The organism is Salmonella sp. WC3 (genome assembly GCF_042932255.1).
GTDB lineage: Bacteria > Pseudomonadota > Gammaproteobacteria > Enterobacterales > Enterobacteriaceae > Salmonella > Salmonella enterica.
In genome coordinates this window covers 2,826,409-2,851,179 of record NZ_CP170629.1, presented here as the reverse complement: position 1 = coordinate 2,851,179, position 24,771 = coordinate 2,826,409, and the positions used below count along the sequence as shown (strand labels likewise).

The 24,771-nt window shown below is 52.4% G+C and carries 24 protein-coding genes; 12 read left to right on the top strand and 12 right to left on the bottom strand.

Going from position 1 to position 24,771, the window contains the following annotated elements; genetic code table 11:
* Positions 1-59: 59 nt before the first annotated feature.
* Positions 60-1,793: an arginine--tRNA ligase gene (gene argS / locus ACFK9X_RS13875; RefSeq protein WP_001025359.1), complete on the bottom strand. Its 1,734-nt coding sequence runs from the start codon at positions 1,791-1,793 to the stop codon at positions 60-62.
* Positions 1,794-2,029: 236 nt separating this feature from the next.
* Between argS and ACFK9X_RS13870 the strand changes: the two genes are divergently transcribed.
* Together ACFK9X_RS13870 and cutC are read left to right on the top strand one after the other, a co-directional pair.
* Positions 2,030-2,599 carry a VOC family protein gene (locus tag ACFK9X_RS13870; RefSeq protein ID WP_000024794.1) on the top strand — a complete coding sequence of 190 codons (570 nt, stop codon included), beginning with the start codon at positions 2,030-2,032 and terminating at the stop codon, positions 2,597-2,599.
* 19 nt (positions 2,600-2,618) lie between these two features.
* Positions 2,619-3,365, top strand: coding sequence for a copper homeostasis protein CutC (cutC, locus tag ACFK9X_RS13865; protein ID WP_151116764.1), 747 nt, complete (start codon positions 2,619-2,621; stop codon positions 3,363-3,365).
* Positions 3,366-3,600: 235 nt separating this feature from the next.
* Here the strand turns inward: cutC and cmoB are convergent, their stop codons facing one another.
* The 5 genes from cmoB to ACFK9X_RS13840 are packed head-to-tail and all read right to left on the bottom strand — an operon-like array spanning position 3,601 to position 7,182.
* Entirely contained in the window at positions 3,601-4,572 is a 972-nt protein-coding gene (cmoB, locus tag ACFK9X_RS13860; protein WP_000569034.1) for a tRNA 5-methoxyuridine(34)/uridine 5-oxyacetic acid(34) synthase CmoB, read from the bottom strand.
* The gene (cmoA, locus tag ACFK9X_RS13855; RefSeq protein WP_000019611.1) at positions 4,569-5,312 is read right to left on the bottom strand and encodes a carboxy-S-adenosyl-L-methionine synthase CmoA; all 744 of its coding nucleotides are present in this window, start codon (positions 5,310-5,312) and stop codon (positions 4,569-4,571) included. Before cmoA ends, cmoB begins: the two co-directional genes overlap by 4 nt.
* A gap of 40 nt (positions 5,313-5,352) precedes the next feature.
* Entirely contained in the window at positions 5,353-5,748 is a 396-nt protein-coding gene (locus tag ACFK9X_RS13850; RefSeq protein WP_151116762.1) for an MAPEG family protein, read from the bottom strand.
* Positions 5,749-5,800: 52 nt separating this feature from the next.
* Complete coding sequence (locus tag ACFK9X_RS13845; RefSeq protein ID WP_151116761.1) at positions 5,801-6,619, bottom strand: DUF72 domain-containing protein; 819 nt, start codon at positions 6,617-6,619, stop codon at positions 5,801-5,803.
* On the bottom strand, positions 6,616-7,182 hold the full coding sequence (locus ACFK9X_RS13840) for a hydrolase (protein WP_000916144.1): 567 nt from the start codon (positions 7,180-7,182) through the stop codon (positions 6,616-6,618). The genes ACFK9X_RS13845 and ACFK9X_RS13840 overlap by 4 nt, the downstream gene beginning before the upstream one ends.
* A gap of 324 nt (positions 7,183-7,506) precedes the next feature.
* On the opposite strand from ACFK9X_RS13840, the gene aspS reads away from it, so the two are divergent.
* The 5 genes from aspS (at position 7,507) to ACFK9X_RS13815 (ending at position 12,689) form a co-directional block, all read left to right on the top strand.
* Positions 7,507-9,279 (top strand): aspartate--tRNA ligase, encoded by a 1,773-nt coding sequence (aspS, locus tag ACFK9X_RS13835; RefSeq protein WP_151116760.1) that lies wholly within the window; start codon positions 7,507-7,509, stop codon positions 9,277-9,279.
* Between the two features lie 102 nt (positions 9,280-9,381).
* Positions 9,382-9,834, top strand: a complete 453-nt coding sequence (nudB, locus tag ACFK9X_RS13830) for a dihydroneopterin triphosphate diphosphatase (protein WP_000653695.1) — start codon at positions 9,382-9,384, stop codon at positions 9,832-9,834.
* A gap of 29 nt (positions 9,835-9,863) precedes the next feature.
* Positions 9,864-10,604, top strand: a complete 741-nt coding sequence (locus ACFK9X_RS13825) for a YebC/PmpR family DNA-binding transcriptional regulator (protein ID WP_000907242.1) — start codon at positions 9,864-9,866, stop codon at positions 10,602-10,604.
* A gap of 36 nt (positions 10,605-10,640) precedes the next feature.
* The gene (ruvC, locus tag ACFK9X_RS13820; protein ID WP_000022510.1) at positions 10,641-11,162 is read left to right on the top strand and encodes a crossover junction endodeoxyribonuclease RuvC; all 522 of its coding nucleotides are present in this window, start codon (positions 10,641-10,643) and stop codon (positions 11,160-11,162) included.
* A 30-nt stretch (positions 11,163-11,192) separates the two neighbouring features.
* Complete coding sequence (locus tag ACFK9X_RS13815) at positions 11,193-12,689, top strand: PstS family phosphate ABC transporter substrate-binding protein (RefSeq protein WP_151116758.1); 1,497 nt, start codon at positions 11,193-11,195, stop codon at positions 12,687-12,689.
* Positions 12,690-12,788: 99 nt separating this feature from the next.
* Here the strand turns inward: ACFK9X_RS13815 and ACFK9X_RS13810 are convergent, their stop codons facing one another.
* Together ACFK9X_RS13810 and ACFK9X_RS13805 are read right to left on the bottom strand one after the other, a co-directional pair.
* Complete coding sequence (locus ACFK9X_RS13810) at positions 12,789-13,385, bottom strand: YebB family permuted papain-like enzyme (protein ID WP_151116756.1); 597 nt, start codon at positions 13,383-13,385, stop codon at positions 12,789-12,791.
* A 628-nt stretch (positions 13,386-14,013) separates the two neighbouring features.
* A complete protein-coding gene (locus tag ACFK9X_RS13805; RefSeq protein ID WP_151117944.1) occupies positions 14,014-14,910 on the bottom strand; it encodes a DUF4034 domain-containing protein in 897 nt (298 codons plus the stop codon).
* A 419-nt stretch (positions 14,911-15,329) separates the two neighbouring features.
* On the opposite strand from ACFK9X_RS13805, the gene ruvA reads away from it, so the two are divergent.
* Both ruvA and ruvB read left to right on the top strand, forming a co-directional pair.
* A complete protein-coding gene (ruvA, locus tag ACFK9X_RS13800) occupies positions 15,330-15,941 on the top strand; it encodes a Holliday junction branch migration protein RuvA (RefSeq protein WP_000580335.1) in 612 nt (203 codons plus the stop codon).
* 8 nt (positions 15,942-15,949) lie between these two features.
* The gene (gene ruvB, locus ACFK9X_RS13795; protein ID WP_000568508.1) at positions 15,950-16,960 is read left to right on the top strand and encodes a Holliday junction branch migration DNA helicase RuvB; all 1,011 of its coding nucleotides are present in this window, start codon (positions 15,950-15,952) and stop codon (positions 16,958-16,960) included.
* Positions 16,961-17,038: 78 nt separating this feature from the next.
* Here the strand turns inward: ruvB and znuB are convergent, their stop codons facing one another.
* Positions 17,039-17,824, bottom strand: coding sequence for a zinc ABC transporter permease subunit ZnuB (gene znuB / locus ACFK9X_RS13790; protein ID WP_000571508.1), 786 nt, complete (start codon positions 17,822-17,824; stop codon positions 17,039-17,041).
* Positions 17,821-18,576 (bottom strand): zinc ABC transporter ATP-binding protein ZnuC, encoded by a 756-nt coding sequence (gene znuC / locus ACFK9X_RS13785; RefSeq protein ID WP_000203023.1) that lies wholly within the window; start codon positions 18,574-18,576, stop codon positions 17,821-17,823. The genes znuB and znuC overlap by 4 nt, the downstream gene beginning before the upstream one ends.
* 78 nt (positions 18,577-18,654) lie before the next feature.
* Between znuC and znuA the strand changes: the two genes are divergently transcribed.
* The 3 genes from znuA (at position 18,655) to lpxM (ending at position 21,986) form a co-directional block, all read left to right on the top strand.
* Positions 18,655-19,563 (top strand): zinc ABC transporter substrate-binding protein ZnuA, encoded by a 909-nt coding sequence (gene znuA / locus ACFK9X_RS13780; protein ID WP_151116754.1) that lies wholly within the window; start codon positions 18,655-18,657, stop codon positions 19,561-19,563.
* 15 nt (positions 19,564-19,578) lie between these two features.
* Complete coding sequence (gene mepM / locus ACFK9X_RS13775) at positions 19,579-20,898, top strand: murein DD-endopeptidase MepM (RefSeq protein WP_001184032.1); 1,320 nt, start codon at positions 19,579-19,581, stop codon at positions 20,896-20,898.
* 116 nt (positions 20,899-21,014) lie between these two features.
* Positions 21,015-21,986, top strand: coding sequence for a lauroyl-Kdo(2)-lipid IV(A) myristoyltransferase (gene lpxM / locus ACFK9X_RS13770; protein ID WP_151116752.1), 972 nt, complete (start codon positions 21,015-21,017; stop codon positions 21,984-21,986).
* Between the two features lie 72 nt (positions 21,987-22,058).
* On the opposite strand, the gene pyk is transcribed toward lpxM, so the two are convergent.
* Positions 22,059-23,501: a pyruvate kinase gene (gene pyk / locus ACFK9X_RS13765; protein WP_000091156.1), complete on the bottom strand. Its 1,443-nt coding sequence runs from the start codon at positions 23,499-23,501 to the stop codon at positions 22,059-22,061.
* 123 nt (positions 23,502-23,624) lie between these two features.
* A complete protein-coding gene (locus tag ACFK9X_RS13760) occupies positions 23,625-24,494 on the bottom strand; it encodes a MurR/RpiR family transcriptional regulator (protein WP_001056719.1) in 870 nt (289 codons plus the stop codon).
* Positions 24,495-24,771: the final 277 nt, after the last annotated feature.

Below are 24,771 nucleotides of genomic sequence, written 5' to 3'. Positions count from 1 at the left end.
ATAAAAAGGCCTGAGTCCGTTACCCGGAGTCAGGCCTGATGATGTTAACGACGGCGCGTTTACATGCGTTCTACGGTTTCGATACCCAACGTATCCAGACCCAGTTTCAGCGTCTTCGCCGTCAGTTGCGCCAGTTTTAGGCGGCTATTGCGAACCGCGTCATTCTCGGCGCTGAGAATAGGGCAGTGCTCGTAGAAGCCGGAGAACAGCCCGGCGACGTCATACAGATACGCGCACATGACGTGCGGCGTACCTTCACGCGCGACCACCGTCAGGGTTTCTTCAAACTGCAGCAGACGGGCAGCGAGTTGCGCTTCGCGATCTTCGCTAATGATAACCGGCGCGCTCGCCAGCGCCTGCTCGTCGATGTCCGCTTTACGGAAAACAGACAGCACACGCGTATAGGCATACTGCATATAAGGAGCGGTATTGCCTTCGAAAGCCAACATATTATCCCAGTCGAAGATATAGTCAGTGGTGCGGTTTTTTGACAGATCGGCGTATTTCACCGCGCCAATACCGACGGCGTTAGCCAGTTTTTCCAGCTCGTCAGCCGACATATCCGGGTTCTTCTCCGCCACCAGACGACGCGCGCGCTCCAGCGCCTCATCCAGCAGGTCCGCCAGTTTCACCGTACCGCCCGCGCGAGTTTTAAACGGTTTACCGTCTTTACCCAACATCATGCCGAACATGTGGTGTTCCAGCGGAACGGAATCCGGCACATAACCGGCTTTACGCACAATGGTCCAGGCCTGCATCAGGTGCTGGTGCTGACGGGAGTCAATGTAGTAGAGCACGCGGTCGGCGTGCAGCGTTTCGTAACGGTATTTGGCGCAGGCGATATCGGTAGTGGTATACAGATAACCGCCATCTTTCTTCTGAATAATGACGCCCATCGGGTCGCCTTCCTTGTTTTTAAACTCATCAAGGAAAACCACCGTTGCGCCTTCGCTTTCAACCGCCAGGCCTTTGGCTTTCAGATCGGCGACAATGCCCGGCAGCATCGGATTATACAGACTTTCGCCCATCACATCGTCACGCGTCAGAGTGACGTTCAGGCGATCATAGGTGATCTGGTTTTGCGTCATCGTGATATCAACCAGCTTACGCCACATCTCACGGAAATAGGCATCACCGCTCTGTAATTTGACGACGTAGTTACGCGCGCGCTCGGCAAACGCTTCATCTTCGTCATAATGCTTTTTCGCATCGCGGTAAAATCCTTCGAGATCCGCCAGCGCCATGTCGCCCGCGTTTTCCTGCTGCTGTTTTTCCAGCCAGGCGATAAGCATACCGAACTGGGTACCCCAGTCGCCGACGTGGTTAGCGCGAATAACATGATGGCCCAGAAACTCCAGCGTGCGTACTGCCGCATCGCCGATAATCGTGGAGCGTAGATGACCAACGTGCATCTCTTTCGCGACGTTGGGCGCGGAGTAGTCAACGACAATTGTCTGACGAGTCGGCTGAGAAACGCCCAGACGATCGGAGGCCAGCGCCTGTTGCACCTGTTCAGCGAGAAAAGCCGGTTCGAGGAAAATATTGATAAAGCCAGGGCCGGCAATTTCAACCTTGCTGGCGATGCCGCTGAGATCCAGATGAGTCAGCACCTGCTCTGCAAGTTGTCGGGGGGCCATACCCAGTTTTTTCGCAACTGCCATCATGCCGTTGGCCTGATAGTCGCCGAACTGAACTTTGGCTGACTGACGAACCTGGGGCTCGCAATCTGCAGGCGCGCCTGCAGCAATCATGGCCTGACTAACTTTTTCTGAGAGAAGAGCCTGAATATTCACCGGAATACCTTACGTTTATGAAGCGGGCTGTATTGCCCGCGCCAGTTTAAGAATTAGGGCGGGAGTATACTGCAAATGCCCGTTGGCGTCAGCATTGCGCGCGCGGCGCGTCGCCTGAAATATACGCAACAATAATCTGCATAAGCATTCAATAAACGCCCAATCAAATCAAAGGTTGGTTGCCGGGGCGCAACAGCGTAAATTAGCGGTTTTCACAGCAAGAAGAGCGTCCTGATATGGCGAACTGGCAACACATTGATGAACTGCATGATATTTCCGCAGATTTACCGCGATTCACTCTGGCGTTCAGAGAACTTTCCACTCGCCTTGGTCTGCAGATTAGCGCCCTTGAGGCCGATCACATTTCATTGCGCTGTCACCAGAATACGACGGCGGAGCGTTGGCGTCGCGGTTTTGAACAATGCGGTGAGCTACTGTCGGAAAATATCATCAACGGCAGGCCGATTTGTCTGTTTAAACTGCATGAACCGGTATGTGTGGAACACTGGCGGTTTTCTGTTATCGAATTACCGTGGCCGGGAGAAAAACGCTATCCACACGAGGGGTGGGAGCATATTGAAATCGTGCTGCCCGGCGAGCCGGAGACCTTGAACGCGAGGGCCCTGGCGTTGTTGTCGGATGAGGGGCTTAGTCAGCCGGGGATAGTGGTTAAAACCAGTTCGCCACAGGGCGAGCATGAACGTTTGCCAAACCCTACGCTGGCCGTGACCGATGGCCGCATCACGGTAAAATTTCATCCATGGTCGATTGAAGCGATTGTCGCCAGCGAACAGGCGGCCCATTAACCTGCCGAGCGGAGTGAATATGGCGTTACTTGAGATCTGTTGTTACAGCATGGAATGCGCGCTCACCGCGCAGCGAAACGGTGCGGATCGTATCGAACTGTGCGCCGCGCCGAAAGAAGGGGGGCTTACGCCTTCTTTCGGCGTCTTACGCAGCGTACGCGAGCATATTACGATTCCCGTACATCCGATTATTCGTCCTCGCGGCGGGGATTTTTATTACACTGACGGCGAATTTGCCGCCATGCTGGAAGATATTCGCCTCGTCAGAGAGTTGGTTTTTCCCGGGCTGGTTACTGGCGTGTTGACCGTTGATGGGGATGTCGATATGTCGCGAATGGAAAAAATAATGGCGGCGGCCGGGCCGCTGGCGGTGACATTCCACCGCGCCTTCGATATGTGCGCTAATCCCTTCAATGCGCTAAAGAATCTGGCTGACGCAGGCGTAGCAAGAGTACTGACTTCCGGACAAAAAGCCGATGCGGCGCAAGGTTTATCAATAATTATGGAACTTATTGCCCAGGGGGATGCTCCAATCATTATGGCTGGTGCGGGGGTTCGTGCAAATAACCTGCAGAATTTCCTCGATGCCGGAGTACGGGAAGTACACAGTTCCGCCGGAGTCTTACTGCCTTCGCCGATGCGCTATCGCAATCAGGGGTTATCGATGTCTGCCGATATACAGGCGGACGAGTATTCTCGCTATAGGGTAGAGGGTGCGGCGGTCGCTGAAATGAAAGGAATCATTGTTCGCCATCAGGCCAAATGATTTTTACCGTTGCATCATGTCGCCCAATATGATGCTTGCTCGTACCAGGCCCCTGCCAATTCAACAGGGGCCTTTTTTTCTCCTTCATATTTCAAGCCGCAGCAGCGTTGGCCGCCTCGCGCACCCCGGTCACGTAGCTACCTACGTTCCCGGGGATTTGCTGCGTTGCCGCCTTGCTGCAACTTGAACTATTTTGGAGAAACGGTGCTATACGTAACGATCATTCGACAATCCATCACGGTTTACGCGCAATCAGCACCGCGCGCTGCGGGGCGGGATAGCCTTCCACCGTCTTGCTGCGATCGTTCGGGTCGAGGAAATCGGCCAGCGATTCGGTAACCATCCATTCGGTACGGCGCTGCTCTTCGGTGGTAGTGACGCAGACATCGGCGATACGCACGTCAATAAAGCCGCATTTTTCCAGCCATTTTTTTAATGCCGGCGCGGAAGGAATAAAATAGACGTTACGCATCTGCGCGTAGCGGTCACCCGGCACCAGTACGGTATTTTCGTCGCCGTCGATGACCAGCGTTTCCAGTACCAGCTCACCCTCGTTGACCAACTGATCTTTTAACTGCCACAGATGCTCCAGCGGCGAGCGACGGTGATAAAGCACCCCCATCGAGAAGACGGTATCAAATGCTTTCAGCGCCGGGAGTTGTTCAATGCCCAACGGCAGCAGATGCGCGCGCTGATCGTTACCCAACAGTTTACGCACCGCCTCAAACTGGCAGAGGAAAAGCTGTGTAGGATCGATGCCGACCGCCAGATGTGCGCCCGCGCCAATCATCCGCCACAGGTGATAGCCGCTGCCGCAGCCGACATCAAGGATCGTCCGGCCGGTTAAATCTGACAGATGCGGCAGTACGCGATCCCACTTCCAGTCGGAGCGCCATTCGGTGTCAATATCTACGCCATAAAGCGAGAACGGGCCTTTACGCCACGGCATCAGATTACGCAGCAATGTATCAATACGCTTTAGCTGACCTTCGCTGAGCGGCGTTTCGCTTTCCGCCGTGACGCTGTGCAGTAAATCCAGCCGCCAGGGCGTCATTTCCGGTAAAAATTCTACCGCGTTCGACCACTGTTTAAACAAGCCATGCTGCTGCTCGCGTTGCCAGGCGGCAATCTGCGCGGGCAATGTTTCCAGCCAGTGGGAGAGATGATTTTTAGCAATGAGCTGATAAAAGTTACCAAACTCGATCATGCGGCAACTCCGGCTTTTAACGCGACAAGCGACCCGAAATTAAAGCACTGGAACCACAGTTCACTGTGTTCGAAACCCGCCTGACGCAGGCGCGATTTATGTGTTTCCACCGAGTCGGTGAGCATCACGTTTTCCAGCATACTGCGCTTCTGGCTGATCTCCAGTTCGCTGTACCCATTCGCGCGTTTAAAATCGTGGTGCATGTTGAATAACAGCTCGCCCACTTTCGCATCTTCAAAGCTAAATTTTTCCGACAGTACCAGCGCGCCGCCGGGATTCAACCCCAGGTAAATCTTATCCAGCAATGCCTGGCGTTCGGCAGGTTCAAGGAATTGCAGGGTAAAATTCAGCACCACCATCGAGGCGTTTTCAATAGTGATATCGCGGATATCGCCTTCAACGACTTCAACCGGCGTAGGCGCTTTATACGCATCAATATGGCGGCGGCAGCGTTCAATCATGGCCGGGGAGTTATCGACGGCGATAATGCGACAATGCTCATGGCGGATATTACGCCGAACAGACAGCGTCGCGGCGCCCAGCGAGCAGCCCAGATCGTAGACCTGCGTGTTCGGCTGCACAAAGCGTTCAGCTAACATGCCGATCATGGAGATGATGTTGGAGTAGCCTGGTACCGAACGCTGAATCATGTCGGGGAAAACTTCGGCTACTCGTTCATCAAAAGTCCAGTCGCCGAGACGGGCGATAGGCGCAGAAAAAAGCGTGTCGCGGTGAGACATAACGTATACATCCGGGAAAAATAAAGGCGCATATTGTGCGCTAATACAGGGAGAAAACCAACTCCCAGGGCATATACCACAGGTTTGCCAGCACCATCAGCAACAATGCGCACCAGGTCGCGCTCATCCCCGCCCGCCGCCAGCGGAACAGGCGGTGGTGAAAACCGTAATAATGCATCAGCCGACCGCCGATTAAAATGATGCCGCAGATATGCACCATCCACGTTTCGGCGCCGTTCATTTCCATAAACAGCAGCAGCACCAGCGCGACAGGAATATATTCCACCGTGTTGCCATGAATACGGATGGCGCTTTGCAATTCGCTAAAACCGCCGTCGCCATAGGCGACACGGTACTGCATTCGCAAGCGAACGACATTAAAAGAGAACTTCATTAATAATAACGCACCCAAAACGGCATACAGCGCGCTTACCATACAAACTCCCTTTTAAAATGGCTGATGGCACTGTCTATGATAGGGGGCATTTTCAGAAAAGAGAAGATTGCTGTGGAATGGACGGAGCAGTGCCGATTTCCGGTAAGACGCTGCGTAAATCATGCCAAAGCGTATTCACCAGTTCCGGCGCCTGCGCGATATCCGGAGTATGTAAAAACAGAAAAGGCGTGGTGGTCTGCCGCCACTGCGGGAGTTTCTGCAACCAGGCGGCGAAAAATTCACGGTTTTGCGCCATATTATCGCTACCGATAAAACGCACCATTGGATGGCTGGCCGTCACGACAGCATGTACCGGAACTTTGGGTTTTTTTCGCTGCGCGTCGCGGACGGCCTCGCTGTGGGGATGGGCGGCATGTACCGGACGACTATCCAGGATCACGCGGTTTACGCCGCGCGCGTGTAACCCGCGATTGAGCCGCTGTTCATCCTCACCTTTGTCAAAAAAACACGGATGACGAACTTCTATGCCATAGGTAAACGTGGCGGGGAGCGCATCAAGAAACTGCCATAAGGCGGGGAGATCGCGCGGTCCAAAGGCGGCGGGCAACTGCAGCCAGTATTGGCCAATACGCGTTTCCAGCGGCGCCAGGCGGGTAAAAAACGCCTGTACCAGATCGTCGCAATGGCGCAGCGCGGCCTGGTGAGAAATGGTGGCGGGAAATTTAAAGCAAAAACGGAAATCGTCCGTAGTTTGCGCATACCAGCGATCGACAATTTCCGCTTTCGGCAGCGCGTAAAGCGTGGTGTTGCCCTCCACGCAGTTAAAGTGGCGGGCATACTCTTCCAGACTGGTGATGCCGAGCCGCGCCCATTTCGGGTGCGACCATTGCGGCAAGCCAATGTAGATCATAAGGCGTTTAAAATATCCTCTACGCTGCGTACCCGGCCAATGCGCGGGAAAATATGCGTCATACTGCTCTGATGCTGCTCACTGCTGGCGGCGCTACAGGCATCTTCGGCAATAATAAGGTTAAATCCCAACTCCCAGGCGTTACGCGCTGTGGATTCGACGCCGATATTGGTTGAGATTCCGCACAATATGATGGTGTCGATACCCCGGCGGCGAAGTTGTAATTCCAGGTCGGTGCCGTAAAACGCGCCCCACTGGCGTTTAGTCACTTCCAGATCGCTGTCCTTTTTACCCAATGCCGTAGGCCAGGTCCACCAGTTTTCCGGCAACGCGTGCGCAGGCGTTGCGGCATCCACCGGCTGTTTTAACGCTTCGGCATAATCATCAGACCATCCGACGCGTACCATAACCACGGGCGAGCCGTTGGCACGACACTTTTCCGCCAGCCGCGCGGCGCGGGCGACCACCTCATTTGCCGTATACGGGCCGCCGGCAAACGGAAGAATTCCTTCCTGTAAATCAATAACCACCAGGGCGGTTGTGGTCGCGTTGAGTTTCAGCATGATAATCACTCTCCTAAAAATAGCGTATTTCACTACACCTTAAGCGCGATTAAAGAGGAAAGCGGTGACAAATATTGTTAATTTTTGTGAGCATACGCAATACCCGCGTGAAAAACCTGGGTACAGTCAGTATGAACCAAGTGTCGATAACGCATGAAACGGGCAAGTTATCGCTCCCATGCTGGATTGACTCTTATCGTGCGGCAGAATTTCCAGTATAATAGCCGCCTTTTTTCATCCAGTTGTGACATACAGCTAAAGCTGCGACTTCGTCGCCTGCATGGCAGGCAATAATCCGCCTGCGGCTAAGTTAAGGGATATCTCATGCGTACAGAATATTGCGGACAGCTACGTCTGTCCCACGTGGGGCAGCAGGTGACTCTGTGTGGTTGGGTCAACCGTCGTCGTGATCTTGGCAGCCTGATCTTTATCGATATGCGCGACCGCGAAGGTATTGTGCAGGTGTTCTTCGATCCGGATCGTGCGGACGCGTTAAAGCTGGCCTCTGAACTGCGTAATGAGTTCTGCATTCAGGTTACGGGCACCGTGCGTGCGCGTGACGCGAAAAACGTCAATGCGGATATGGCGACCGGCGAAATTGAAGTGCTGGCGTCCTCTCTCACTATCATCAACCGCGCAGACTCACTGCCGCTTGACGCTAACCACGTTAATACCGAAGAGGCGCGTCTCAAGTACCGCTATCTGGATTTGCGTCGCCCGGAAATGGCGCAGCGCCTGAAAACTCGCGCCAAAATTACCAGCCTGGTGCGTCGTTTTATGGACGATCACGGTTTCCTTGATATTGAAACGCCGATGCTGACCAAAGCCACGCCGGAAGGCGCGCGCGACTATCTGGTGCCTTCGCGCGTGCACAAAGGTAAATTCTACGCGCTGCCGCAGTCGCCGCAGCTGTTCAAACAGCTCCTGATGATGTCCGGTTTCGACCGTTACTATCAGATAGTCAAATGCTTCCGTGATGAAGACTTACGTGCTGACCGTCAGCCGGAGTTTACTCAGATCGACGTCGAGACCTCCTTCATGACCGCGCCACAGGTGCGCGAAGTGATGGAAGCGCTGGTGCGCCATTTGTGGCTGGAAGTGAAAGGCGTGGATCTGGGGGATTTCCCGGTCATGACGTTTGCCGAAGCGGAACGTCGCTACGGTTCCGACAAGCCAGACCTGCGTAACCCGATGGAGCTGGTAGATGTCGCTGACCTGCTGAAATCGGTAGAGTTCGCGGTCTTCGCGGACCCGGCTAACGATCCGAAAGGCCGCGTGGCAGCGCTGCGTGTGCCTGGCGGCGCACAGCTTAGCCGTAAGCAGATCGACGATTATGGTAACTTTGTTAAGATCTACGGCGCGAAAGGCCTGGCATATATCAAAGTTAACGAGCGCGCGAAAGGTCTGGACGGGATTAACAGTCCGGTGGCCAAGTTCCTGACCGCCGACATCGTCGACGCTATCCTTGAACGTACCGGCGCGCAGGACGGTGACATGATCTTCTTCGGCGCAGATAACAAAAAAGTGGTTGCTGATGCGCTGGGCGCGCTGCGTCTGAAACTGGGCAAAGACCTGAGCCTGACCGACGAAGACAAATGGGCGCCGCTGTGGGTGATTGACTTCCCGATGTTCGAAGACGACGGCGAAGGCGGTCTGACCGCGATGCACCATCCGTTCACCGCCCCGCGTGACATGACGGCGTCTGAACTGAAAACTGCGCCGGAAGAAGCCGTCGCTAACGCTTACGATATGGTGATTAACGGCTATGAAGTGGGCGGCGGTTCGGTGCGTATTCACAACGGTGAAATGCAGCAAACCGTATTTGGTATTCTCGGTATCAATGAGCAGGAGCAGCGCGAGAAGTTCGGCTTCCTGTTGGATGCGTTGAAATACGGTACGCCGCCGCACGCGGGCCTGGCGTTTGGTCTGGACCGTCTGACTATGCTGTTGACCGGCACCGACAATATTCGTGATGTTATCGCCTTCCCGAAAACGACCGCCGCCGCGTGTCTGATGACCGAAGCGCCGAGTTTCGCCAACCAAGCAGCGTTGACGGAGTTGGGGATTCAGGTTGTGAAGAAAGCCGAGAATAACTGATATGAACAATGTACACGACATCATTCGCGTGATATCGCGGCGGCCCGCAAGGGGGAGTCTCATCAATGCGCGGCGTCACCCAACAGCCAACAACGAGGTCGCGTGAAGGATAAAGTGTACAAGCGCCCCGTTTCGGTCCTGGTGGTTATTTTCGCGCAGGATACGAAACGGGTGCTAATGTTGCAGCGACGCGACGACCCGGATTTTTGGCAGTCAGTGACTGGCAGCATAGAAGAAGGGGAGACCGCGTTGCAGGCCGCCGTACGTGAAGTCAAAGAGGAGGTCACGATTGATGTTGTGGCAGAGCAACTGACCTTAATCGACTGCCAACGTACGGTGGAGTTTGAAATTTTTTCACATTTACGTCATCGCTATGCGCCGGGCGTCATGCACAATACAGAATTCTGGTTCTGCCTTGCGTTACCGCATGAGCGGCAGGTGATATTCACTGAACATCTGACGTACCAGTGGCTTGATGCGCCTGACGCGGCGGCGCTTACCAAGTCCTGGAGTAACCGGCAAGCGATTGAAGAGTTTGTCATTAACGTCGCCTGAAAAGGCGCGCTTTTTTTGAGGAAATATTTATGGCAGGTCATAGTAAATGGGCCAACACCAGACATCGTAAAGCTGCGCAGGATGCCAAGCGCGGTAAAATCTTCACTAAAATTATTCGTGAACTGGTAACGGCAGCTAAATTGGGCGGCGGCGATCCGGATGCCAACCCGCGTCTGCGCGCGGCCGTAGATAAAGCGCTGGCCAACAACATGACCCGCGACACTCTGAACCGTGCCATCGCTCGCGGTGTGGGTGGTGATGAAGACTCAAACATGGAAACCATCATCTATGAAGGTTATGGTCCTGGCGGCACGGCCATTATGATTGAGTGTCTGAGTGACAACCGTAACCGTACCGTAGCGGAAGTGCGTCATGCTTTCAGCAAGTGCGGCGGTAATCTGGGTACCGATGGTTCAGTGGCGTACCTGTTCAGTAAGAAAGGGGTCATCTCCTTTGAGAAAGGCGATGAAGACACCATCATGGAAGCCGCTCTGGAAGCTGGCGCGGAAGATGTTGTGACCTATGATGATGGCGCGATTGATGTTTACACTGCCTGGGAAGAGATGGGCAAAGTGCGTGACGCGCTGGAAGCGGCGGGTCTGAAAGCGGACAGCGCCGAAGTGTCCATGATCCCGTCAACCAAAGCGGATATGGATGCGGAAACCGCGCCGAAACTGCTACGTCTAATCGATATGCTGGAAGACTGTGACGATGTCCAGGAAGTCTACCATAACGGTGAGATCTCTGATGAGGTGGCGGCGACCCTGTAATGGTGCTGTTAAACGCCTGCGAGCAGGGGGGATAGCGTGTCGATTATTCTCGGTATTGACCCCGGCTCGCGCATTACCGGTTATGGCGTTATCCGCCAGGTAGGCAGACAACTGACCTATCTGGGCAGCGGATGTATTCGCACCAAAGTCGATGATTTGCCGTCTCGTTTGAAGCTCATATACGCAGGCGTGACGGAAATCATCACGCAGTTCCAGCCGGACTATTTTGCTATCGAACAAGTGTTTATGGCGAAAAATGCCGACTCAGCCCTCAAGCTGGGACAGGCGCGCGGCGTCGCGATTGTCGCCGCGGTCAATCAGGAACTGCCTGTGTTTGAATACGCGGCACGTCAGGTGAAGCAAACTGTCGTCGGTATTGGTAGCGCGGAAAAAAGCCAGGTACAGCATATGGTGCGCACGTTGCTGAAGCTCCCCGCTAACCCGCAGGCAGACGCCGCAGATGCGCTGGCTATCGCCATTACGCATTGCCATGTTAGCCAGAACGCGATGCAAATGAGCGAATCGCGGCTGAATTTAGCGCGTGGGAGAATGCGCTGATGTAAATGCAGGGTCAGGGAGACCCGTACTATGGCGATAATAAAGTCGATAAAATTTTGGCTGGCAGAAATCGTGCTGCTGGTCGTGGTGTTGCCGATATTAGCAATAATATTCAGTATCTTTAACATTATTTTTAATATTGCTGGCGATATCTATGGGCTTATCGCCACGCTGATGGCCACCATTCTTGTGGGTTGTGCGACTGGCGGTATTCGCGGTCGCTTTATCGATGAACGCGAGCGTTTTATTCCTGGTTTTTTACCTGCCTTATTACTGATTCTCTATTCTCTTACCGTTTGGCTGATAATGATTATCGTCGCTGACGGCGACTTCGAAAGTAGCGTGTTTTATCACGGGATACAGTGGTTTGGACTCTATTCTGCCTTGATCAAATCGGCTTTAATGACGGAATTTTATGAGATATCATCGTCAAGGGTGATCATTGCCCCAGTGATTCCATTTGTCGGCTTCCTGTCGTATACCATCATGCGTTTTATCACCGTCCGGCAGAATAATAAGTTGGAAAACGTCACCGGATGGCGAAGTATTGTTCTGCTCATTGCCGCAATGACAATTGCCATTAGCGGATTATTGGCCTGGCAAACTTATGATCGTCGCGAGCGACGAGTGGTTAACGATCCGGCCAGGGAAATAACGGAATCTTTTGAGCCTGGCACATATGACCCGTTTACCCCCGATAATAAACTGACGGCGCTGAGCGCATCACCTGGGCTATCGCTGGAAAACGACTGGCCGCGACTGAATGGCGCAACGGCAGTTTATCCGGTGTACGCCTCGGCAGCGCAGGCGCTGTATCACAACCTGGATGTAGACAGCGTGTGGAAATATGTTCGCTGCGATCGGACACCTGGTGCTTGGGAGAAGTTAATTCATGGTGAAGCGGATATCATTTTTGTCGCTGAGCCTTCCGCCGAGCAAAAAGCCAGCGCGAAGGCGCAGGGCGTTGATTTACACTTCTATCCCATTGCCCGCGAGGCTTTTGTTTTTGTCACGCATAAGGATAATCCGCTGACTCAACTGAGTGAAAAACAGATTCGCGATATCTATTCCGGGCGTGTGAACAACTGGCTGGAAGTCGGCGGCAACGATGCGCGTATTTACCCCTATCAGCGGCCAAAGGGATCGGGTAGCCAGACGATTATGCTGGCTGCGGTGATGGGCGAGGATAAACTTCGCAAGCCGCTGGAAACAGAATCCGTTCACGATATGATCGGATTGCTGCGTAATGTGGCAAATTACCAGAACAGCGCCAATGCTCTGGGGTATACCTTCCGCTATTATGCTACGCAGCTTCACCATAGCCCTGATTTGCGCTTGCTGGCGGTGAATGGCATCGAGCCGACCATCGAAAATATTCGCAATGGAAAATATCCTTACACTATTGATGTATATATGGTTTCCGCTGGAAAACCCTCGCGGCAATCGCAAAAATTTATCGATTGGTTTTTGAGCGAGCAAGGGCAAAGGTTGATTGCTGACGTTGGATACGTTCCTCTGGCGCGCTAATGCACGTTGGGAGGCGGGAGAGACAATATATCTGTCAGTCATTTGACAGGCCTCGTATCGGCCTGTCAGGATATACTCGCGAGTGGAAATATCAGGGCGTTATGCCGCTTCTTCGGGAAGATGCCCCTGAGAGTGACTCTGATAGATTACATCTAGGTTGGGATGATGCCACAGGCTGGCTGGCGTCACCGTCTTACGATCCCACGGGATTGAACCTAAAAACCAGAACTTCCAGAAGGTGAGTTTCGCATCAGGATTGCTGTGAAGTAATTCTTCGAATGTCTCAATATCGCCTACCGGAATACACAATGCTTCTTTATAGATATCAAACACAAATTTCGAGCAGAACTGGCGCGATGACTCGTATTTAAACCCCGTGTGATAAAACTTATTCAGCCGGGCGGGAACCTGCTCCATGATGGCGAGTTTCTGCTCGACCGTCAGGCCGCCGCGCAGACGGCGAACGGCGTAACGTTGTCCGGCTGAACGTTGTATAAATAGTGACAGCGTGGTGACGGTTGAGAGGGGGACGCGACTTTCCGCCACCAGATAGTCATCACCATTATGGCCAATAATAATCCCAACATGGTTGCTCCAGCACTGTGAAGCGGTGGATATCTGGCCGAAAAGCGCGGCACCTATACAGGTAAAGACGATATCCCCGGTTTCATATTGGACAGGATAATGTTTTTTCATGTTCACGTTCCATTATTACCTAAAATAATATCCTTTATTTTACGCTATTGGATAATTAGCATTATACTCACATAATGACAAGATATTATTATCAATAAATATCCATCATGAATATTATAATTTACGGTGATAATGTTTTTACCTCTTTCCAGAGGTGAAAGTGAAAGGGAAAATAGACGAATGCAGGGAATAAGTGGACTGTCCTTTCCATATTATATAATTGTTTGTATCGCCATATATTTTTTTTGAGTCTATGTTATTGTCTGGTTGTGTTTCTCTTCATGCATATTGCTTTTGTTTTTAATAGGCATTTGAGGTGTGATCTGGCAAGAGTGGTTGGCGCAAATATTTGGCTGACTCTGCGTTATATTAAGCGCCAGGGGGAACAGGAGGCGAAAGTGCAAAAGGTTAGGTTACAATGTCAAAAAAATATCGAGTTTGTACTGTTCATCAATCGCTGATTATTATTCTTGTAAAGGGTAAGGAAGTGATTAACAACGGTACCGTTTATCTCGTTCATGGTCCAGAGGTTGAAGGACATTTTCCATTAAACCACCTCTGCATATAACGGCTGAGGCGGCTTAATTCAATTAATGCTATGCATTAAACTGTGATGGTAATCTGGCAATTATTGGAAGGACTGCTGGCATTCCCGATAATTTAACCCTTGTGGCCAGGTATCCCGCTCCGTTTCCCCTTGAATCATTTTATCTGCTTTCACAAAGGAGTCTTTATCGCGGGCAATGCAGGAAGTTATCAGAATATTATTAAGCGTGCGGGTTGATGGGTACTGTTTGTAGCGATCTCTCCAACCTTGCAGCATATCGTCCCAGGAGACAATCTGACGTTTATTCAGTAAAGCCATTAATTCAGGTTGATAATAGATTGCATTATTCCAGATATAAGCGTAGTAAGAAAGTCCCGATTGATCTTTGTTTTTTTCTGCGGCCATTCTGGCGATTTTTTCGACTTCTTCCGGAGAGCCACCCCATTTAGGCAAACGAGCGACCATGGCCTCGATATAAATATTTTGATAGGCGGGATATTTTTTGCTGGCTTCTTCCAAAGTGCTATAGAGCAGCTCTTTATCCTCAAGATTGCGTGCGACCATTTCCATTTCCTGATACCAGGTCACATCTTTGTCGGCAATATCTTTGTTCTTTAACAGATACTCTTTTTCCTGAATCATCAGCTTCTTATATTTCGGCCATATATCAGAGTCCACCGTGCTGGCCGCACCTTCACCGCGTAAATTCACGGCTTTAGCATCAAAAACCATTGCTTGCAGCAGCCTTGCACCCGTGGATTTGGGGTTTGCTTTAAGCCACTCTTTTGCCACGCCAGAAATACCATTGTCGGAAACATCTACTGAAAAAAGATTATAGATCCCTCCCCATGCGATAAACAGTTTATGAGTTCCGCCGCTGGTTGTCGGGAATCCGGTATTGTATTCCTGAAACATAGCGTCCAGCTTGTCCCACTTTTGGCTGACAGTATAGGCGATAGCTTGTTGCTCAATGGCCATTCTTTCCCGTGTTTCCGTGAGGCTATTAGCTGACGCCAGCGCAGGAATAGCCATTAATGCACCTATGACAATATTTTTCAATAACATTGAATTTCTGTCCTGAATGATTAAATAACAAGATGATTAAAAATGTTTATAAAGGATGTGCTTTCACCGGAGGAAATTCAAGCTATAGTGATAATGCGTATCTGGACTTTTTATTTATTATTCTTACAGAAAATGTTATTGAATTATATTTATTATAGACACTTATTATATCTCCACATCATGGGGCGCGGCGGCACCCGGTGGTGTTGCGCGACCGATTCGAAGGGAAGGCCATTGAGATAGGCGAATAACGTGTTTTTCATCTGGATAAACATCCAGTCTTTTTTTATGATAGTGCATTATCTTTTCAGCCCTTTACGCAGGAGCGTCATGTGATAGGCAGACTCAGAGGCATTATTCTCGAAAAACAACCCCCGATCGTGCTGCTGGAGACAGGGGGCGTAGGCTATGAAGTACATATGCCTATGACCTGCTTTTACGAGCTGCCGGAGGCCGGGCAGGAGGCAATCGTCTTCACCCACTTTGTGGTGCGTGAAGATGCGCAGTTGCTGTACGGATTCAACAATAAGCAAGAGCGCACGCTATTTAAAGAGCTAATTAAAACGAATGGCGTCGGGCCTAAGCTGGCGCTGGCGATCCTCTCCGGCATGTCGGCGCAGCAGTTTGTGAATGCGGTTGAGCGCGAAGAACTGGGTGCGCTGGTGAAGCTGCCGGGTATCGGCAAGAAAACCGCCGAAAGGCTGATTGTCGAAATGAAAGACCGCTTTAAAGGGCTACATGGCGATCTCTTTACGCCAGCGGTCGATCTGGTATTGACGTCGCCGGCCAGCCCAACCTCGGAAGATGCAGAACAAGAAGCAGTTGCTGCGCTGGTGGCGCTGGGTTATAAACCGCAAGAAGCCAGTCGGATGGTAAGCAAGATCGCCCGTCCGGATGCAAGCAGTGAAACACTGATTCGCGACGCGTTACGCGCCGCGTTATGAGGTAAAGGATGATAGAAGCAGATCGCCTGATTTCAGCAGGCGCCACGATCGCAGAAGACGTCGCCGATCGCGCCATTCGCCCGAAGTTATTGGCGGAATATGTCGGCCAACCTCAGGTGCGCTCCCAGATGGAGATCTTTATTCAGGCGGCAAAACGGCGTGGCGACGCACTAGATCACTTGCTGATTTTCGGCCCGCCAGGGTTAGGTAAAACGACTCTGGCGAATATCGTTGCCAATGAAATGGGCGTCAATCTCCGAACCACGTCCGGCCCGGTGCTGGAAAAAGCAGGCGATCTGGCGGCTATGCTCACCAATCTTGAACCGCATGATGTGCTGTTTATTGATGAGATTCACCGGCTTTCACCGGTGGTGGAAGAGGTACTCTATCCGGCGATGGAAGATTACCAGTTGGATATTATGATTGGCGAAGGGCCTGCCGCACGTTCAATTAAGATCGATCTGCCGCCGTTTACGCTCATTGGCGCGACGACGCGCGCCGGGTCGTTAACGTCCCCGCTACGTGACCGTTTTGGTATTGTGCAGCGCCTGGAGTTCTACCAGGTGCCCGATCTGCAGCACATCGTCGGGCGCAGCGCAAGGCACATGGGGCTTGAGATGAGCGATGACGGCGCGCTGGAAGTGGCGCGTCGGGCGCGCGGTACGCCGCGTATAGCCAACCGCCTGCTCAGACGTGTGCGTGATTTTGCTGAGGTGAAGCATGACGGGGCTATTTCAGCGGAAATTGCCGCGCAGGCGCTGGATATGCTGAACGTCGATGCGGAAGGATTTGATTATATGGATCGCAAGCTACTGCTGGCGGTTATTGATAAATTCTTCGGTGGTCCGGTGGGACTGGATAACCTGGCGGCGGCGATTGGCGAAGAGCGTGAAACCATTGAGGATGTGCTGGAGCCGTATCTGATTCAGCAAGGCTTTTTGCAGCGCACGCCGCGTGGGCGTATGGCAACGGTGCGCGCCTGGAACCATTTCGGGATCACGCCGCCAGAGATGCCTTAGCGCCTGAAGTCGCTGCGCTCATCAGACCTGGGCGATTTTGTAGGCCCGGTAAGCGCAGCGCCACCGGGCAACACACGCTTAGCTTGCCTGCTTTTTCATCATACTGAAGATAAACAGCAGCGCGGCACACAGCACTACGGATGGCCCTGCCGGGGTATCATAAAAGGCTGAGAAGGTCAGTCCACCTGTAACCGCTATCATACCTACACCAACGGCGACGCCCGCCATCTGTTCCGGCGTACGGGCAAAGCGACGCGCGGTTGCGGCGGGGATAATCAGCAGCGACGTAATGATCAGCGCTCCGACAAACTTCATCGCTACGCCAATGGTTAACGCCGTTACCAGCATCAATAGCAGCTTCACGCGCTGTAACTTCACGCCATCGACAAAGGCAAGATCCGGACTGATAGTCATTGACAGCAAGTTGCGCCACTGCCAGAAGAGAATGGCCAGCACAATAACTACCCCAATAGCGATCGAGATAAGATCTTCCGGCGTCACGGCCAGCAAATCGCCAAACAGATAAGCCATTAAATCAACACGGACATTGGACATCAGGCTGACCACGACCAGTCCTAAAGATAAGGCGCTGTGCGCCATAATGCCCAGTAAGGTATCAATCGCGAGGTGAGGGCGTTTCTCCAGCCATACCAGACCGGCGGCCAGCAGCAGCGTAACGGCGATTACCGCATAAAAGGGGTTAACGTCCAGCAACAGGCCAAACGCCACGCCCAGAAGCGACGCGTGAGCCAGCGTATCGCCAAAATAGGACATCCGACGCCAGACCACAAATGAGCCCAAAGGACCAGCGGCGCACGCCAGCATCATCCCGGCCAGCCAGCCGGGCAGTAATAATTCAATCATGAGTGACCATTTCCCCGGCGCAGTACAATACGACCCTGTAAATCGTGGCGATGATTATGATGATGGCGATAAATCCCTAATTGCTCCGCGCCTCGCGGGCCAAACATAGAGATAAATTCCGGATGCATAGACACCACTTCCGGCGCGCCGGAACAGCAAATATGATGGTTCAGGCATAACACTTCATCCGTCTTTGCCATGACCAGATGTAGATCATGCGACACCATCAGCACGGCGCAATCGAGTTCACGGCGCAGCTGATCGATAAGGTCGTATAACGCGACCTGGCCGTTGACATCCACGCCTTGCGTCGGCTCATCAAGTACCAGCAACTGAGGCCTGTTAAGCAGAGCACGCGCCAGCAGTACGCGCTGTGTCTCACCGCCGGAGAGTTTTTGCATGGGCGCGTCAATCAAATGTCCGGCCTGAACGCGTTTAAGCGCCGGGAGAATATCCGTTTTTTGTGTGCCGGGACGTAAACGTAAAAATCGGTTTACCGTCAGCGGAAGCGTGGTATCGAGATAGAGCTTTTGCGGGACATAGCCGATACGGAGTTGCCCGTTGCGCTTGATCACCCCTTCATCAGGGGCTACCAGTCCTAAAACCACGCGTACAAGCGTTGACTTCCCCGCGCCGTTAGGGCCGAGAAGCGTTAAAATTTTTCCGGGGCTCAATTCAAGCGATACGTCAGAGAGGACGCGGCGTTGACCAAATGAGACCGAGACGTTTTCCAGTGAAACTAAACTTGTCATGTTAATTTTAGGCTTGCAGAAGTGATAGAATGTTATAATATCACATTTCACATATTCATTACGATGATTAGTCGCATTATGTTACAGAAAAATACGCTTCTTTTCGCAGCATTATCCGCCGCGCTTTGGGGGAGTGCAACCCAGGCTGCCGACGCCGCCGTTGTCGCTTCGCTTAAACCGCTTGGGTTCATCGCTTCCGCCATTGCTGATGGCGTTACGGATACGCAAGTATTACTTCCGGATGGGGCTTCCGAGCATGATTATTCATTGCGTCCATCAGACGTAAAACGCTTACAGGGCGCGGACTTAGTCGTCTGGGTTGGCCCGGAAATGGAAGCCTTTATGGAGAAGTCGGTCAGGAATATTCCTGATAATAAGCAGGTTACCATTGCGCAACTTGCCGATGTGAAACCGTTACTCATGAAGGGCGCGGATGATGAAAAAGGTGACGTACATCACCATCACGGCGAATATAACATGCATCTTTGGCTCTCCCCAGAGATAGCGCGGGCTACAGCGGTTGCAATCCATGAAAAATTAGTGGAACTTATGCCGCAAAGTCGAGCCAAACTCGACGCCAACCTGAAGGATTTTGAGGCACAATTAGCCGCAACCGATAAACAGGTCGGTAACGAGCTCGCGCCGCTCAAGGGGAAAGGGTATTTCGTTTTTCATGACGCCTACGGTTACTACGAAAAATACTACGGACTCACCCCGCTCGGTCACTTTACCGTGAACCCTGAGATACAACCTGGCGCGCAGCGTTTACATGAAATAAGAACACAGTTGGTTGAGCAAAAAGCAACCTGCGTTTTTGCTGAGCCACAATTCAGGCCAGCGGTCGTGGAAGCCGTGGCGAGAGGGACATCCGTTCGAATGGGAACACTTGACCCCCTCGGGACGAACATTAAACTGGGTAAAACAAGCTATTCAGCGTTTTTAAGCCAATTAGCCAACCAGTATGCGAGCTGCCTGAAAGGAGATTAACGAGGAAGTGAATACGTGCAACAGATAGCCCGCTCTGTCGCCCTGGCATTTAATAATCTGCCCCGACCCCACCGCGTTATGCTGGGGTCACTTACCGTTCTGACACTGGCCGTCGCCGTATGGCGGCCCTATGTTTACCACCCAGAATCCGCACCAACCGTTAAAACTATTGAACTGGAGAAAAGCGAGATTCGTTCCCTCTTACCGGAGGCCAGCGAACCCATCGATCAGGCCGCGCAGGAAGATGAAGCTATTCCTCAGGATGAGCTGGACGATAAAACCGCAGGCGAAGTCGGCGTCCATGAATACGTCGTCTCCACAGGCGATACGTTAAGCAGCATTTTGAATCAGTACGGCATCGATATGAGCGATATTAGCCGACTTGCCGCTTCTGATAAGGAGCTGCGCAATCTGAAAATTGGCCAACAGCTTTCCTGGACACTGACCGCCGATGGCGATTTACAGCGTCTGACATGGGAAGTCTCCCGCCGTGAAACGCGTACCTACGATCGCACTGCCAACGGTTTTAAAATGAGCAGTGAAATGCAGCAGGGGGACTGGGTTAACAGTCTGCTGAAAGGTACGGTAGGGGGTAGCTTTGTCGCCAGCGCGAAAGAGGCCGGTTTAACCAGCAGCGAAATCAGCGCAGTGATAAAAGCCATGCAGTGGCAGATGGATTTTCGCAAGCTGAAAAAGGGCGATGAATTTTCGGTTCTGATGTCGCGCGAGATGCTGGATGGCAAGCGTGAACAGAGTCAGTTGTTGGGCGTGCGGATGCGTTCCGATGGTAAAGATTACTACGCCATTCGCGCCGCTGACGGTAAATTCTATGACCGTAACGGTGTTGGCCTGGCGAAAGGCTTTTTACGCTTCCCGACCGCCAAACAGTTCCGCATCTCCTCCAATTTCAATCCGCGCCGTCTGAACCCGGTTACTGGACGCGTTGCGCCGCATCGTGGCGTTGACTTTGCGATGCCGCAGGGTACGCCGGTGCTGTCGGTGGGGGATGGCGAGGTCGTGGTCGCTAAACGTAGCGGCGCTGCCGGTTACTACATTGCGATTCGTCATGGACGCACCTACACCACACGTTACATGCACTTGCGTAAGCTGCTGGTGAAACCGGGGCAAAAAGTGAAACGTGGCGATCGTATTGCGCTTTCTGGTAACACCGGGCGTTCCACAGGGCCGCATCTGCATTATGAGGTATGGATCAACCAGCAAGCCGTTAACCCTCTGACAGCAAAATTGCCGCGCACGGAAGGTCTGACGGGGTCAGATCGTCGTGAATACCTGGCACAGGTGAAAGAGGTTCTGCCGCAACTGCGCTTCGATTAACAAATGCGCTGACAGAGCCGGTACGCGATGTGTGCCGGCTTTTTTGTTTTGTGTGAGACGCAGACGTCGCTACACTATTCACAATTCCTTTTCGCGTCAGCAGACCCTGGAAAAGCATGGAAACCAAAAAAAATAATAGTGAGTATATCCCTGAATTCGAAAAATCCTTTCGCTATCCGCGGTATTGGGGCGCCTGGTTGGGCGCGGCGGCAATGGCGGGGATCGCATTAACACCGGCATCATTCCGCGACCCTTTGCTGGCGACGCTGGGGCGTTTTGCCGGACGGCTGGGGAAGAGTTCTCGTCGCCGGGCGCTAATTAATCTGTCATTGTGCTTTCCGCAGCGTAGCGAAGCTGAACGCGAAGCGATTGTCGATGAGATGTTCGCCACCGCGCCGCAGGCAATGGCGATGATGGCTGAGTTGGCGATGCGCGGTCCGAAAAAAATTCAACAGCGTGTTGACTGGGAAGGTCTGGAGATTATCGAGGAGATGCGTCGTAACGACGAAAAAGTCATTTTTCTCGTACCGCATGGCTGGGGCGTCGACATTCCAGCCATGCTGATGGCCTCTCAGGGGCAAAAAATGGCGGCGATGTTTCATAATCAGGGTAATCCGGTTTTTGACTATATCTGGAACACCGTGCGTCGGCGTTTTGGCGGACGTTTGCATGCGCGCAATGACGGGATTAAACCCTTTATTCAGTCTGTTCGTCAGGGCTACTGGGGTTACTACCTGCCGGACCAGGATCACGGCCCGGAGCATAGTGAATTCGTTGATTTCTTTGCGACATACAAAGCAACGCTGCCTGCGATTGGTCGGCTGATGAAAGTGTGCCGCGCACGCGTGATACCGCTTTTCCCGGTGTATAATGGTAAAACGCATCGCCTGACTATCCAGATTCGCCCGCCAATGGACGATCTGCTCACGGCTGACGACCACACTATCGCCAGACGGATGAACGAAGAGGTCGAAATTTTTGTCGGCCCGCATCCGGAACAGTACACCTGGATCCTGAAGCTGCTCAAAACCCGCAAGCCAGGCGAGATTCAGCCGTATAAGCGTAAAGATCTTTATCCTATCAAATAAATAAAGCCTCTCGTAAGAGAGGCTTTATGCTGACAAACCCTGTACTACCTGATGAACAGGCGTGGAGGAGTTTTACTCAACGGTCAAAATACGCGTGGTATTGGTTGAACCGACGGTGCTCATGACATCGCCCTGAGTCACGATAACCAGGTCGCCGGAAACCAGATACCCTTTATCGCGCAGCAGATTAACAGCTTCATGCGCCGCGACAACGCCATCAGCCGCGCTATCAAAATGCACTGGCGTTACTCCGCGGTAGAGCGCGGTCAGGTTCAGCGTGCGTTCATGGCGCGACATGGCGAAAATCGGCAGGCCGGAGCTGATACGGGAAGTCATTAGCGCGGTACGACCGGATTCCGTCATGGTGATGATCGCGGTAACACCTTTCAGATGGTTTGCCGCATACATCGCAGACATGGCAATAGCTTCTTCAACGTTGTCGAACTGCACGTCGAGACGGTGTTTAGACACATTGATGCTGGGGATTTTTTCTGCGCCCAGGCAGACGCGCGCCATTGCGGCAACGGTTTCAGAAGGATACTGACCGGCTGCGGTTTCGGCAGACAGCATAACCGCATCCGTGCCATCTAGGACGGCGTTCGCCACGTCCATCACTTCCGCACGGGTCGGCATCGGGTTGGTGATCATCGACTCCATCATCTGCGTTGCGGTGATGACTGCGCGGTTTAGCTGACGCGCACGGCGAATCAGCGCCTTCTGGATACCAACCAGCTCCGGATCGCCGATTTCAACGCCCAGGTCGCCACGTGCGACCATCACAACGTCAGAGGCCAGAATGATATCGTCCATGGCGTTTTGATCGCATACCGCTTCGGCGCGTTCGACCTTAGCCACAATTTTCGCGTCGCAGCCGGCGTCGCGCGCCAGGCGGCGTGCATAGTTCAGATCTTCGCCGCAGCGCGGGAAGGATACGGCCAGATAGTCAACGCCTATCAGCGCAGCGGTTTGAATATCGGCTTTATCTTTTTCGGTCAGCGCTTCAGCAGAAAGCCCGCCGCCGAGCTTGTTAATGCCTTTATTGTTAGACAGCGGGCCGCCGACGGTGACCTCGGTAAAGACTTTCATGCCCTGGACTTCAAGCACTTTCAACTGCACTCGACCATCGTCAAGCAGCAGGATATCGCCAGGAACGACGTCTGCCGGCAACCCTTTGTAATCAATGCCGACTTTTTCTTTATCGCCTTCGCCTTTACCCAGGTTAGCGTCTAACAGAAATTTATCCCCGATATTGAGGAACACTTTGCCTTCTTTAAAAGTGGAAACGCGAATTTTTGGCCCTTGCAGGTCGCCTAAAATAGCCACATGACGCCCCAATTTGGCGGCAATCTCACGGACTTTATCAGCACGCATTTTATGATCTTCCGGCGAGCCGTGAGAGAAGTTCATACGTACTACGTTTGCGCCCGCGGCGATAACCTTCTCAAGGTTGTTATCGCGGTCAGTTGCCGGGCCTAACGTGGTAACGATTTTGGTTCTGCGAAGCCTTCTGGACATGTAATACTCCGTTGACTAAAACAACTTGGTGTTGCGTGAACATTGATCCGGTCGTTCTGAAACCTTAACGGTATAAAATGAACGTCCCCGGATGACGAAAAGGGTAGAACATTGTTATTGCTTTTAGCGGTCATCACTCCTGATGAGTAATTCTTTATCAAAACGCGATTCCTTGAGCGCTTCCTTGACACGCTTCAAGTTATCTCTGAATTTCGCCCCGCGACGCAAAGTAAATCCCGTTGCCAGCACATCTATCACGGTCAGCTGAGCAAGTCGAGAGACCATGGGCATATAAATGTCTGTATCTTCCGGTACGTCGAGGGTAATGGCCAGCGTGGCTTCGCGCGCCAGCGGCGTTCCAGCGGAGGTCAGGGCGATCACCATCGCATCGTTTTCCCGCGCCAACTGCGCCAGTTCCACCAGGCTCTTGGTTCTGCCAGTATGCGAAATGAGCACGACGACGTCATCATCGTTACAATTCATACAGCTCATCCGTTGCAGCACGATATCGTCGGAGTAAATCACCGGCACATTGAAGCGAAAAAACTTATTCATGGCGTCATGCGCGACCGCGGCGGAGGAACCAAGGCCAAAAAAGGCGATTTTTTTTGCCTGGGTCAGTAAATCGACGGCGCGGTTGACGGCCGATTTATCCAGCGACTGACGAACATGGTCGAGACTGGCCATGGCGGACTCGAAGATTTTTCCTGTATAGGCCTCAACGCTGTCATCTTCATCCACATTGCGATTAACATAGGGGGTGCCATTTGCCAGACTTTGCGCCAGATGCAGTTTAAAATCAGGAAAGCCGCGGGTATTCATGCTGCGACAGAAACGGTTCACCGTTGGCTCGCTAACGTTAGCTTCCTGGGCCAGCATGGCAATGCTTAAGTGAATCGATCTGCCTGGGGCGGCCAGAATAACATCGGCGACTTTTCGTTCAGATTTGCTTAAATGTTCCAGTTGAGACTGGACTTTTTCCAGCATATTCATGATTAGCAAGGCTCATGGGTATTAGCGATTTCAATGATGCGCGAAACCGAGCGCGTTTTGTTAGATATTACTCCTGGAGGCTGTCAAAGGGGGCAAAATGGCTAAAAAAGGTGTCGTTTTTTTTCATTACATGACCGACGTCGGATTTTAAGTTCCAGCTTGTGTGGAAAAGCGACAATTTTATTAGGCGTTTTGCCGATTATATTGCCAATCAAACGCCGGTTCACCTATGAAAAGGCGTTTACGGTTTCCGTAATCTCGTAAAAGCAGTACAGTG